We start from the raw sequence: 13858 nt of genomic DNA, 5'->3' as shown, positions 1-13858 counted from the left end.
AAATAAGAGGCTTGTCATTATGATAAAGAGTTAAATCTGGTGTTTAATTAACTTTTTCATTTTATGACTTTCTGAAAGCAGGGTACTAAATCTGTCTTTGTTTAAAGGACGGCTGTATAAATAACCCTGAATCATTTCACACTGGTAACGCCGCAAGATGGCGAGTTGTTTCTCATCTTCCACCCCTTCAGCGACAACATTTAGGCCAAGGTTATGTGCGATGGTAATAATCGCTGAAGTCATATGACGGTCTATTTCACTGGTGACAATGTCATCAATAAAGGCTTTATCTATTTTTAATGTATTCAGCGGGAACTTCTTCAAATAAGCCAGTGACGAATAACCGGTACCAAAGTCATCCAGTGCCAGATGGATCCCCATTTCACGAAGGCGTTGCATAAGCTTCAGTGCTTGCTCCGGATTTTGCATCAGAGTGCCTTCGGTAATTTCCAGCTCCAGATGTCGGGCAGACAATCCGGTTTTTTTTAATACCGCCTCTATACGTTCATCTAAATCCACTAATTCGAATTGACGTGCAGACAGGTTAATCGCAACCCGGCCGTTAAACATACCTTTATCGACCCAGTACTTAGTGTCAGTGCATGCTTTGACCAGTACACGCTCACCAATCTCGATAATCTGTCCGGTATCTTCAGCTAACGGAATAAATTGATTGGGACTAATTACCCCTTTTTCCGGATGCTCAAAGCGCACCAGAGCCTCCATGCTGACTAATTCGCCAGATGCAACATTGACCTTTGGTTGATAAAACACGCTAAACAGGTCTTCTTTTAAGCCGTGACGGATTAATGTTTCAATTTGCAGCTGGCGCACCGCGTTTTGATTCATTTCACCGCTAAAGAACTGATATTTGTTACCGCCGGCATTTTTGGCGAAGTACATGGCGGTGTCCGAGTTTTTCAGCAATTCCTGAGGTGTGGCGCCATCATTGGGGAAAAAGGCAATACCAATACTGCATCCAAGTACAAATTCCTGACGATTCAGCGTAAATGGACGGGACATTTCACTAAGAATTTTTTGCGCAAGGCGTGTCACACGATGAATGTCAGTCTCGTTTTCAATTAAGATACTAAATTCATCACCACCTAAGCGGTAACAGGTTTCAGATGGGCCAACGAGTTGTTGTAAACGTACAGCAATGTGCTTAATTAACTTGTCGCCGGTCTGGTGGCCAAGAGAATCGTTAATTTTCTTGAAGTTATCCATGTCGAGGCAAATCAACACGTGATCAATATTTTTGCGAACCAGATTTTTAAGCGTGGCCTGGAAGAATGAACGGTTTGGAAGCTCGGTTAAAGTGTCCGAGTTGGCTAACTTTAACAGTTCTTTTTCTGTCTGCTTACGGGCAGTAATGTCAGAAAATACACCAACAAAATGTGATATTTGATTGTCTTCGTCATATATCGCATCAATATTGAGTTCGATTTCGTAGCGTTCACCGTTGGTTCTTACTGACTCGACTTCCCCCAGCCAGTTATGCTTTTGGAAAAGCGATTGTTTTATTTGCGTTGTAAATGCGGGTGGATATTGATGGAAGGTTAGGGTACTTGCCAGTGCCTGAGCTTTTGTTTCGCCGGTAATATTGCAGTAGGCCTGATTAACCGAAATAAAATTAAAGTTCTTGTCGGTAATAAATACACCGTCTGAAATAGTTTCGACCGAACGTTTAAACAAGTGTAATTGTTCTTCAGCTTGTTTCAGATGGCTGATATTTTTAAACGTTCCGGCCATGCGCAATGGCTGTAAATCATTCCAGGCAACGACTTTTCCACGGTCAAGCAACCATATCCAGTTATCATTTTTATCTTTAACCCGATAGGTGACTTCGTAGTATTCAGAATGTTTACGCAAATGTGCTTTGATTGCTTTTTGAACACGCGCAATGTCATTTTTATGGATATTACTTTGTGTCTTATCATTAATTAAGAAACGTTGGTTATCCATCGGGAAGTCCAGTGTCCCCCAGGTATTCGAACGAACAATTTCATTTTTGCCAATATCCCAGTCCCAGAGCTCATCACCGCTGCTCCATAATGTCATTTTCAGGCGTTCTTCACTTTCCTTTAAGCGGATTTGTGCGGTACGTTTTATGTGGTACTGGCGTAGCCAGTAAATAAATAACAGAAAAGAAAAAACCGCATACGCAATCAGCGCATAACGATTTAACCAGACCGGCGCTGCGATTTGAATTTCCAGCTCACGGCTGTCAGACCATAATCCATTGGGTTCTCTGGCCTGTACCCGTAATTTGTACGAACCAAAATCAAGATTGGTAAAGGTTGCCTGACGAATTTTATTGTCAGCCGTTAACCATTGATCTGATAAGCCAAGCATTTGATAGCGATATTCCATCAGGCTTGGATTTATTGCATTAATTACGGCGAATTTTAATGAAAAAGGGGAGTCCGTATTATTTAATTTAAGTAAAGATGTCTGGGCAACGGGTTTTTTGCTGCGCGCAATTAATTTGTTGTAAGACGCCGGTTTATTGAACAATAAAAAGTCTGTAAAAATTGGGGCAGGTGACTTTTCCGGTGCTTTCTTTACATCTAGCTCGGGGTAAACAACCCATATTCCCCGGGTTCCGCCTAATAACACCATATTATTGGACGTGGCTAATAACGCACCTTCATTAATATCATTTTTGTTTAATAATTCTTTAGGAACGTGATAATCCACCTGGCCTGTTTTTAGTGATATGCGACTAACTGTTTGCCGGGTTGATATCCATATTGCATCTCCCTGACGCTCCATCGACATAATATAATCACCGTTAAGCAACTGTTCCAATTTATGCTGACGTTCTTGCTTAAAGGTTTTTTTATCTAATTTGAGAATCTCGTTTTGGGTTGTGGAAAGCCAGAAGTAGTTTTCCCCTTCAACCAGGGTATTAAACTGGGGAGAATCAGTTTGCAATACTATACGATTCAGTAAGCCCGTTTCTATGTTTAACTGAAATAGTCCAAGATCGGTACTTAACCACAGGTTATTGGTTGAATCGAGCAATAGTGGGGAAACGGTTTTAATACTGCTATCGTTGATTGGGTAGTTTTCACTATTAAAATTACTGGTATCAATACTAGTAACTACGCCATCCGAGCTGCCAAGCCAGATTCTGCCATTAAATAAATGAATATTTGCTATCAGGGAGTTGGCGTAAAGGTTTTTTAGCGGAATTAGTTTTTTATTTTTATATTGATAAACCCAAATACCCTTGTCTGTTGCTAACCATATATGATCATGCTTATCGACGGCTATGTCCCAAATATTGCCACCAAAGTTTTGTAAATAATGTTCAAAAACCCCATCTTTAGAATTGAAAAGATCAATCCCCCCATTTTGGGTAGCGACCCATATATCTCCTTTATCAGATTCTGCAAAACCCCATACAACATCGCTAGATAGTGATATATCAATATCTTTGATCGCCCGATAGTGGCGAATCGCTGCCGAACGTGGATTATATTTATGCAGACCTCCACCAAACGTACTGACCCAAATCGATTGGTTGTGATCTTTAAATATTTTCAAAATATGTGGGTTTTGAAGTGACACTAATTTTTGTAAGGAATGATCAATCGAAAAACTCGTATTTTGTTTGGTGTTGATTATCGTCAAACCATTTTCTGTACCGAGCCAAACATCATTATCAGGTCCAACTTCTATTGTTCGCACCACATCATATATTAATGAGGGCGTCGTATTGACGTTGAAGCTTTTTTCAATAGCAAAATTATTATCGACGACATAAACGCCCGCCTCAGTTGCGAGCCAATATTCATCATTGATCTTCTTTAAATCGAAAAGATATGAAGTATTAATTTTTAAATGCCAGGGATTTTCATCATTTGAAAGGCTGTAAAGTTTTAAACTCTGCTTATCAAGGACAAAAATTCCGTGTCCCCGGCTACCAAACCATACTTTGTCTTGTTCAGCAAACGCAACGTACATTCCAGGAGGAAGTTCTTCCCCTGTGTATTCAATTTGGTCAATTTTATGGTTTGAGATGTCGGTTCTGTACAATCCATTAGGGTCTGCAATTAGCATTGAGTTCAAATTGTCTGGTGCCAGAGCGGTATTTCCACCTGCATTTAATGGGCTGTTATTTTTATTGAAAGCTCTAAAATTATCTTTGTTTTCGTTGTATTGGTAAACGCCATTATTGGTAACAACCCACAAGTTTTGCTGATCATCTATGTTTAGATGAATAATGATTTTATCTGGGATACCGTTGGGGTTTTGTGGTGTTGATAAGTAAGATTTAAATTCATATCCATCATACCTGACCAAACCACCTTCAGTGGCAAGCCATAAAAAATGATTTTTATCTTCGACAATATCTACAATGATATTTTGAGCAAGACCTTCGCTATTGCCGAGGGTATAGTTTTCGAATTGAATATCAGAAATATTTGCATGCGCCAGGAAAGCGGCAAAGAGGATAAATATGGATATGCATGCACGGGCACACGATTTAAGTATTATTTTTATGCGCACAAAACACCTGTAGACAAATCGTTTTGTCTTTTTCTATTGGCGCTGCATCCGTTGGTAGCACCAAACACTAATTAGCGCAACCAATCTACCGTAAAAATCTTATTATAAAAAGCCCCGAGTTTAATAAACCGGGTTAATTGATTAATAAAGCCTCTTAAGGAATAAAATGCGCGCTATTTTTGAAGGCTCGGATGTCATTAATTGACTGGTAGACCGGATGGTGCAACGGGCTATGGCGACCTTTGCAATATAATATCACTTCGCCAAAATCCATGCGTTGATCCATATTCTGACAAAAGGCGGCCAGTTGCTCCCGTGTCATTTTTTTTACTATGCTTTGTAAGCGTTTAGGTTGGTCAAAGTTCCAGTCCTGTTGCGCAATCGATAGCCAGAACCGCTGACTGCGCATGGATAAATTTTGATCTTTATCTGATAGTTGTTTGATCATCGCTTGCTTTAAGGCTTCCCAACGTTCCAGAGGGTATTCTTCCAGTTGTTGCGCAATACGGTGGATAAAATCGTTAATAGCATCCACCATTTCATTGGGGCTGGCGGTGGGGGATTGGATATAAAACGCAATTCCGGGATGTTGGTTTACTGGAAAATAACCTGTTCCAAGCAAATAACCCAGCTGTTTTTGTGTTCGCATTTCATTAAAAAAAGGACCCGCCAGAAGTTGTTCTGCCAACATGGTCATCGCAATATCTTCAACGGCTTCTGAGGGGGATTGAAAATACATAACTACCGTTGCGTCCTGACTGGAGTCTTCAAGCTCAATAATATTGCCAGTCGTTAAGCGTAAATCAACAATGTCACGGTTGATTGATGTTGTTAAGCTGGCATTTTCCCCCAGTGTGCATTGAATATATTGTTTAAGGTCTTGCGCCTGATTTTCCCGCCAGTTTCCATGCATAAAAGCTTGCAGATGAAATTCATTTAGTAGCTGTTGTTTTGCTTCCATTGTCGCTTTTAATGTCGCGAACTGTTGTTGTTCCGCAATATCAATTACACCATGGGTATTACGCTGTAAAAGTACACTTAATCGGTTAAATAACCGGTTTATGGGTTTATTCATTAAACTGTTTTGGGCGGAAACGCATTGTTTGTATTTGGTTTGCTCAAACCTTTTTACATCCAATTTACAGCTGATAATCGATTCAATTAACGCTTTTACCAGATCAATCTGCTTATCAGAAAAGCCACTGGTGTGCAGGGTGAAACCGCCCTGATGTGGGTAAAGGTGAAAGTAGAGTCCAGCAGCCTCAGCCTGATAGTATTGTTCATTTAATTGTTCCAGTAATGTCGCCAGCCACAATCGCTTTAATGCTGTTTGCTCAACACCTAACTGACTATATGGGCAGTCAAAAGAAAGATAAATATCGCCTTTTGGCATGTTAAATTCGTGATCCTGAGCAAACCAGAAAAGCAATCCTGGCTGACTATTAAGTCGTTGCGGTGTTTTGTAGTGGTGGTCTTTACTCACTATGGATGTGTTTGAGCAAAGATAGGGATTGACTTTGGGCAGCACCAGGCCGTCTATGGGGATAGGGGATGACCACTGTTTAATTAGTTTTGCGGATAAAGGCTCTATTTTATATGGCGTATTGTACCACTTAGCGATCTGATTGGTTTCAAGGTTTTGAGCGATAACTTTGAGTCGTAAATTTTGAGGTACCAGCTCTCCCAGCACTTGCTGAAAGCGCCTTTCATCTTTTAGCTGTAGCAATGCGTCACCGGACAGAATGTATTTTTCGTCAAAGTGTTGTAACTGTCCTGCGAGGTGATTGGCGTAATCCAGACTTTTGGGGATTTCAATAAAATCGAATGATAACTGAAGTAACTGTTGATATTGGGCAAATTGCCAGTCTGGTAAACCCTGTTTTCGAATTAACTGGATATGCCAGAAAATTGCATTACATATGGCATCAATTGCATTTAGTCCCTCATCGGTAAGCTGAAGGTTGATATTGAAATCGCAAAAATTACTTCCAGTAATGCCTGGTCCTGCAGACATGCTGGTGGCCCAATTTTGTTCTTTTAAATAGCACAATAAACTACCGCGGCCTTCCTCGCCCAATATATGTCCAATAATTTGCAACGGTTTGCTTTTAAAATCCTGTTTTTGAGGTACCGTCGCAAAGGTCAGAATTAATCGCTTGGCATCTTTTTTGGGGTTGATATGTAATTTAACAGCAAGGTTGTTCTGAGCATACAACGCTGGCAATGTTCTGCTGACAGTGGTGCCTTGAGCTAATGATGAAAAATACTGTTTCGCCAGTTGCATTTGTTGCGCAACAGAGTGATTTGATATTAGGCATAAGGTTGCATTCGAGCCGGTAAAGAAACTTTGGTGATGATTAATTAGCGCATTTTTTAGTTCTGTTATTTTATCAACAGGCAGTGTTTGTTGGTTACCTACAGAAAACTGGCTAAAAGGGTGCTGTTGATTGCAGGTTTCTTTATGCACCTGGTACAAACGACGTAAGTCATCTCCCTGCTTAGAGAGAAATTCAGCGTCAATGGTAGTTATTTCTTTTTTGATCGCATCTGAGGTGAAACTCGGGCTTTTTAGCATTGCGCTAAATTGTTGTAATGCTTCATCAAAATAGTCATTGGCCACATCAAAATAAAAATGACTGTATTCTGTACCCGTGTAAGCGTTAGTATGCCCACCGTGTTGTTCGATAAATTGTGATAGATGATTGGCTTCAGGAAACGCATCAGATCCCTGAAAAATCATGTGTTCCAGTAGATGCGCTAACCCTTGGTATTGTGGAGGGTCAGCAAAATGTCCGGCGTTAACTGATACTGCAGCTGCACTTTTTTTACACTTTGTGTCCTGAACTACTAGTACCTTCAGGTTGTTTTCGAGTATAAAATAGTGATAGCTGCGGTGATCGTATAAACTTTTTATCAATTGGCACCCGGTAAGATTCTTGTTTAATACAAGCGTAACGTATGAATAACGTTAGCGAAGTTTTATCCAAATTACGATAATAATTAATCTCGAAGTTTGCAGAGTTTTGGATTGAGATGAATTTGTACATTATGCGTCACGGTGACGCCGAGCAATCAAACGGTCAGGATAGCCTGCGAGCGCTAACCGTAAAAGGCGTTGATGAAGCAGCAGAAGCAGGTGAATGGCTAAAAAGTCAGGGAGCTTCAATAGATTTAGCGATGGTCAGTCCATTTTTGCGTGCTCAACAAACCTTTGAACACGTTCAGCAGCATAATCAACCAATAGAACACATCACCTATAACGAGCTTATTCCTGAAGGTAGCGCCGATGAAGTTCAGGCACTATTAGATGGTATTTTACTGGATAATTCATTAGATAATGTGTTGATTGTCAGCCATATGCCATTGGTATGTTATCTGGTGGACAAACTTACTCAACAACACGGACCGCTGTTTGCCACCGCGTCAATAATTCATATCGAATATGATCAGCAAACCCATATTGGTGTGCTGCGCTTTTGTTATCACGTGCCTGCAAAAATTTAATAAAAAGCTTTCACATTTTTTTCGCATTGTCCGATAACTTTCTTTAGAAAGGAGAGGATATGTCGAATAAAAGCCTGCCAGCCTACTTGCAGCAAGTGCTGGAAAACCATGTAGCACAATCAGAGCTTACTTATGATGATGAGCTTAGGGATTTGTTTGAGCGCTTAGGGAAACTTAACCAAACGGTAGAAAAACTAAAAGCCACAATTCAGGCTAAAAAGCAGCAGCCCCATCACTGAGGCACGTTGCAGATTATTCGCTGGCGGAAGGTGGTACATAGCGCTCTGGCATAATACGCACCGTTTTCACCATATTGTCACTAATGTCCAGAATTTCAATCGGGTAACCCGCTAATCTAAAACCAATGTTGGATTGCGGTATTTCTTCCAGAAACTCAATAATTAATCCATTTAAGGTTTTTGGACCTTCGGTGGGGAATTGCCAGTCCATTTCTTTATTAAGGTCACGGATGTTAGCTGATCCATCGAGGAGAATAGAGCCATCAGGTTGAATGTGAACATCTTTGCTGTGAGCCGGTTGCATGGTGGTGGTGAAATCACCGACAATTTCTTCAAGTATATCTTCCAGCGTCACCAAACCCTGAATATCTCCGTATTCATCTACAACCAGACCAATACGCTCCTTGGCGTTCTGGAATTTGACCATCAGGGTATTTAATGGCGTGGATTCAGGGGTGAAGTAGATTTCTCTTACAGCACGTAACAAGTTAGCTTTGGAAAACTCATCTTTTGCAAGCAGGCGCAGCGCGTCACGCACATGAATAAAGCCGACAGCATCATCAATTGTATCGCGGTAAAGTAATACACGAGTGTGTTGAGAGTGGGTTAACTGCTTTTGGATATCCTTCCAGTCATTATTGATATCGATAGATACAATTTCGTTGCGCGGGATCATAATGTCTTCGGCAGTCACTTTTTCCAGCTCGAAGATACTTTTAAGCATTTCGCGGTGTTGTTTGGGGATCATAACACCTGCTTCATGCACCACAGTTCGTAACTCTTCCTTACTTAAGTTATGTCCATCGTTATCGACAGGGCTAATACGGAAAATGGCTAACATACTGTTTGTAATACCATTTACGATATAAACCACAGGATAAAGTACAAATAGTAACGGCAATAAAATCAACGAACTAGGGAAGGAAATCTTCTCTGGATACAGCGCCGCCAATGTTTTGGGCGTTACCTCGGCAAACACCAGAATCACTAACGTTAGCGCAAATGTCGCTATCACAATGCCAGTATCGCCATATAGGCGCATGCCTATTATGGTAGCGATAGAAGATGCTGCGATATTAACAAGATTATTGCCAATCAGAATTAAACCGATCAATCTGTCCGGACGTTTTAGTAGCTCATTAACCCGTTTTGCGCCCGAATGCTCCTGTTTGACCAAATGCTTCAAACGATAGCGGTTTATCGTCATCATGCCGGTTTCAGAACTAGAGAAAAATGCAGAAATAAAGATCAGAATGGCCAGAATCATTAACAGGCCGCTGGTGGATATTTCGTCCAACTAAAATGTCCTATACAGTTTAAATCCAATTGGTCCCGTTGTTACACGACGTAAAATAAGACCAACGCGTAGAGCCGCATTATAGCTAAAAGCGACCTAAAATCACTTCTTTAACAAAGCGACTGCCAAAATAGGCCAGTGTCAATAACATGGCACCAGCAATTGTTGATGCCACAACCGGTTTGCCACGCCAGCCAAATTTGTGGTGACCAATTAGCACTGTGACATACAACACCCACGCGATGCAGGATAATACCGTCTTATGTATCTGACTTTTTAGCATGTTATCTAAAAAGAAAAAGCCGCTAATTAGAGACAATGACAACATAATGGTACCAATCAGCAATAATTTAAATAACACCGATTCGACACGCATCAGTGGCGGCAAGGAGGAATGCAATAAGGATGCCTGACGGTGTTTTAAACGATAATTAATGTAACTGAGTTGCAAAGCATATAAAAAAGCAATCACCAGACAGCCATATGCCAGTAGTGCAATCGTGATATGACTAATTAACGCAGGCTCCATTTGAACATACATGACATGATGTGTTGGCAATAGCCATTGGATCAAAATAACCATGGCACTAAAACCGTAAACCATTGGTAATAATAATGCACTGGCCAGTGAGAAAGAGGCAAACGTCATGCTACAGGTAATTAACCAGGCGATAAGTGATGCAACATTGGTAATGCTCATATCCTGTCCCGGCTCGGTAAGGATACGCTGATTGAGTAGAAAGGCGTGAGCCACTAAAGCGACAATGGCAAAAATACCGGCGAGTTTATGCTGTGGGCCTTGCTGATGAAATAGTCGGGTTGAAATTGACGCTGTCGCCGCCAAATACATGACAATAATGAAAATATAGAGCCAGGACATCCAAAAAAACCTTATTTATAAAGTGCCTGCGTTTATACCTTGAGGCAGGCAGGGAACGCAAGGGTTGTAAGACTGTTTGTCTTTGTATGTTCTTTAATTGGTTCAAGTTAGGTATAATCTGCCGCAAAATCTCAGGACTTACAAAGTTTATTATGTTTGAAAATCTTTCTGAACGTCTCGGTCAAACGTTAAAAAATATCAGCGGCAAAGGTCGCCTGACCGAAGATAATATCAAAGATACTTTGCGTGAAGTGCGCATGGCGCTGTTAGAGGCCGATGTGGCCTTGCCCGTTGTGCGTGAATTTATTGCCAATGTTAAAGAACGCGCAGTGGGTGTTGAGGTAAGTAAAAACCTTAACCCTGGTCAGGTATTTATCAAGATTGTTCAGTCTGAACTTGAAGCGGTAATGGGTTCAGCCAATGAAACTCTTAACCTGGCCGCTCAGCCGCCTGCCGTTGTGCTTATGGCTGGGTTACAAGGTGCCGGTAAAACCACCTCAGTGGGTAAGTTGGCCAAACTATTAAAAGATCGTCAAAAGAAAAAAGTGATGGTGGTCAGTGCTGACGTATACCGTCCTGCCGCGATTAAGCAATTGGAAACCCTGGCCAATGATGTTGGTGTGGAGTTTTTCCCATCCAGTGCAGATCAAAAACCTATCGATATTGTAAATGGCGCGATTGAGAGCGCGAAAAAACAATTTGCCGATGTACTGTTGGTGGATACAGCAGGTCGTTTGCATGTTGATGGCGAAATGATGCAGGAAATTCAGGCGCTGCACAAAGCAGTGAATCCGGTAGAAACCCTGTTTGTGGTCGATGCCATGACGGGGCAGGATGCTGCGAATACAGCCAAAGCCTTTAACGAATCTTTGCCATTAACCGGTGTTATCCTGACTAAAGCCGATGGTGATGCACGCGGTGGTGCAGCGTTATCTGTGCGACATATTACGGGCAAGCCGATTAAATTTATCGGTATGGGCGAAAAAATTGATGCCCTTGAGCCATTCCATCCTGACCGTATTGCCTCCCGTATTCTTGGCATGGGCGATGTGCTTAGTTTAATCGAAGAAGTTGAGCGTAAAGTCGATAAGGACAAAGCGCAAAAACTGGCAAGTAAAGTTCAAAAAGGCAAAGGTTTCGATTTACAGGATTTCAAAGAGCAGCTCGAGCAAATGCGCAACATGGGTGGCATGATGTCAATGCTGGATAAATTACCGGGCATGGGCAATATGACTGATCAGATAAAGGACAAAGCTAACGACAAGTCGTTTAATCAGATGGAGGCCATTATTAATTCAATGACTCCGGCTGAGCGTGAACGCCCCGATATTATCAAAGGCTCACGTAAACGTCGTATTGCCGCAGGTTCGGGCACCCAAATTCAGGATGTTAACCGTTTACTTAAACAATTTACCCAAATGCAGAAAATGATGAAAAAAATGACCGGTGGCGGTATGGGTAAAATGATGAAAAAAATGAAAGGCATGATGCCTCCCGGTGGTATGGGAGGACCGGGGGGATTTTTCCCGAAACGTTAGTCTGTTAGTCATAAAAAAGCCAGCATTAAGCTGGCTTTTTTATGACTAACTCAGATTGAGTTTAGTTAGATAGACAGATTAATCGCATCGCAATAAAGTTGTTTATGACCGGAGTCTTGCTCGAATGCGTAAAGCGCGCATTTTTCGGTTAAACCGACAAAATTGTCTGCCTGAGTGAAATTAAGGGAACTACCATCACGCCAGTTTATTACGCTATTTCCACTCACAACGAAATCACCAACGCGATAAAACTCGCCAAAATTGACTACATTTTTATACGACTTAAACGATGGGCTGCCGGAAAGTGCAGCCTGATCTGAGTAATATAATCTTTGCTCTTTTAGGCTCTGTTTATCAAACACCTGCAAAAAAGAGCCGTTTAATCTATTTCCTTGATTGCCGAGTCTTACAACTGATATGGATGAAACACCAAACAATATATTGTTATCTGTCACATCCAGTGAAACACGATTGACATTAATCGAGTCATAGCCAAAGATTAACCTTCCATAATAAACAAAAGATGAAGTGGGTGGTCTGACTTTGTAATCAAAAAACGACTTAATTAATTGTGCGTTACCATTATTGTTTGCTACGACCAAATAGATTTTACCATAGCGTCCCTCAACGATGCCGTTACCGCTATCACCTGCTTTAATGGCTGCATATATTTTACCATTATCAACTTCAATATCCGCGACACGGCTATGGTATAACTGTTCTGGTGGAATGATAGCGGCGGGAATATTAATCTGAAATTGTTGATCGCCCTTTAGATAAATTACCTGATTGCCAGATAAAAAAGCGTCACCCGATAATTGGTTTTGCACGTCCTGTAATTGCACATTTTCTAATGTGAAGGTGTGGCTGCCATTTGCATCGTAAGTATCGATAGCATCATCAGTTAGTGAGCTATGTTGCCTGACGATTTGATTGGCGGAAATCAGTAAATCGCGACCATTAATGCAGTCATCACAATCAATGCCTAATGGTGTAATGTTTGGTTGTAATTGATTTGCCAAGTCTGGTGTAACACTCTTACAAGCGCTAAGCACAATCAAGCTGGTAACCATAAGCAATGGATAACGCATAATTTTCTCCCTGAAATATTGATGCTTTGTATAAAAAGTGGTCAGAGTCAGTCTCGTGAAAATATAAGCAGTTGTCAAATATAGAAAATATTTAACGCCAAACCAGTCGTTTATCTATTGGATGAGCTTTAACCTGCGGTTCACTGAATAATCCAACTATGCCCCGCATAAATCCCTGCGGAAATGCACCTTCATGATTCATATCTGTCATAACATCCACGGCAATTTACAGATTGGGGCGTTGTTGTTTCACCAGCATGTTAGTCAGCACATAAATATCGGTTACCATTCCCATACGTTCTTCGTCATCACCTACAGCAAAATAAATCCTTGTCGAACGAGAATAAGCCATAGCCGCAGATGATGTTGCAAGTTGATTGATGGCGCGTTGATGCCTTGGGTATGTCCAGTCGTCCCACCACAATGAAGGGCTAATAATCAGGTATTGTTGAAATAAATCAGACTGTGTTAGTGCAATATAAGTTGCTGCCAATCCACTCATCGATTTTCCAATCAGGGTGCGGCTGGAATCCTTGATATCATAGTGGTTTTCAACAAAAGGAATGATTTGATTCTTTAGAATCCTGCTAAAAGCAGGTGCTCCACCGGAATGCTGCCAGTCTTTGGGGCGGTTATGTAAAGAATCCACCTTCTGAAGAAGGTGGCTTTGTGTTAACCCCCTAAAAGGGGGCCTTCTAGTCCAGAGCAAGCTCAGCTTGCTCTTGCCTCTCCATTTTTTCCTGATGCCTAACATAACGACGAATTATTTCTTCGTTGATTCCTACTGAATC

General features: G+C 41.2%; 9 protein-coding genes and 1 pseudogene. 3 read left to right on the top strand and 7 right to left on the bottom strand.

Annotated elements, in window-relative coordinates; genetic code table 11:
• Positions 1 to 30 precede the first annotated feature (30 nt).
• Both H8B19_RS12610 and H8B19_RS12605 read right to left on the bottom strand, forming a co-directional pair.
• Positions 31 to 4518, bottom strand: a complete 4488-nt coding sequence (locus H8B19_RS12610) for an EAL domain-containing protein (protein WP_338401526.1) — start codon at positions 4516 to 4518, stop codon at positions 31 to 33.
• A 154-nt stretch (positions 4519 to 4672) separates the two neighbouring features.
• Positions 4673 to 7435, bottom strand: coding sequence for an insulinase family protein (locus tag H8B19_RS12605; protein WP_186507252.1), 2763 nt, complete (start codon positions 7433 to 7435; stop codon positions 4673 to 4675).
• Positions 7436 to 7551: 116 nt separating this feature from the next.
• On the opposite strand from H8B19_RS12605, the gene sixA reads away from it, so the two are divergent.
• Both sixA and H8B19_RS12595 read left to right on the top strand, forming a co-directional pair.
• The gene (gene sixA / locus H8B19_RS12600; RefSeq protein WP_186507251.1) at positions 7552 to 8022 is read left to right on the top strand and encodes a phosphohistidine phosphatase SixA; all 471 of its coding nucleotides are present in this window, start codon (positions 7552 to 7554) and stop codon (positions 8020 to 8022) included.
• 59 nt (positions 8023 to 8081) lie between these two features.
• Positions 8082 to 8261 carry a hypothetical protein gene (locus H8B19_RS12595; RefSeq protein ID WP_186507250.1) on the top strand — a complete coding sequence of 60 codons (180 nt, stop codon included), beginning with the start codon at positions 8082 to 8084 and terminating at the stop codon, positions 8259 to 8261.
• 13 nt (positions 8262 to 8274) lie between these two features.
• Here the strand turns inward: H8B19_RS12595 and H8B19_RS12590 are convergent, their stop codons facing one another.
• Together H8B19_RS12590 and H8B19_RS12585 are read right to left on the bottom strand one after the other, a co-directional pair.
• Positions 8275 to 9558, bottom strand: coding sequence for an HlyC/CorC family transporter (locus H8B19_RS12590; RefSeq protein WP_186507249.1), 1284 nt, complete (start codon positions 9556 to 9558; stop codon positions 8275 to 8277).
• A gap of 85 nt (positions 9559 to 9643) precedes the next feature.
• Positions 9644 to 10438 carry a cytochrome C assembly family protein gene (locus H8B19_RS12585; RefSeq protein ID WP_186507248.1) on the bottom strand — a complete coding sequence of 265 codons (795 nt, stop codon included), beginning with the start codon at positions 10436 to 10438 and terminating at the stop codon, positions 9644 to 9646.
• 152 nt (positions 10439 to 10590) lie between these two features.
• Between H8B19_RS12585 and ffh the strand changes: the two genes are divergently transcribed.
• Complete coding sequence (gene ffh / locus H8B19_RS12580; protein ID WP_186507247.1) at positions 10591 to 11976, top strand: signal recognition particle protein; 1386 nt, start codon at positions 10591 to 10593, stop codon at positions 11974 to 11976.
• Positions 11977 to 12041: 65 nt separating this feature from the next.
• On the opposite strand, the gene H8B19_RS12575 is transcribed toward ffh, so the two are convergent.
• The 3 genes and pseudogenes from H8B19_RS12575 to H8B19_RS12565 all read right to left on the bottom strand — a co-directional run.
• A complete protein-coding gene (locus H8B19_RS12575; RefSeq protein WP_186507246.1) occupies positions 12042 to 13067 on the bottom strand; it encodes a hypothetical protein in 1026 nt (341 codons plus the stop codon).
• Between the two features lie 226 nt (positions 13068 to 13293).
• Positions 13294 to 13716, bottom strand: coding sequence for an alpha/beta hydrolase-fold protein (locus tag H8B19_RS12570; RefSeq protein WP_186507245.1), 423 nt, complete (start codon positions 13714 to 13716; stop codon positions 13294 to 13296).
• Between the two features lie 46 nt (positions 13717 to 13762).
• Positions 13763 to 13858, bottom strand: a pseudogene (locus H8B19_RS12565) (IS200/IS605 family transposase); the annotation flags it as partial.

The organism is Neptunicella marina, from assembly GCF_014270035.1.
Taxonomy (GTDB): domain Bacteria; phylum Pseudomonadota; class Gammaproteobacteria; order Enterobacterales; family Alteromonadaceae; genus Neptunicella; species Neptunicella marina.
Note: the sequence above shows the minus strand (reverse complement) of the source record. Positions and strands in the feature narration are given on the sequence as shown.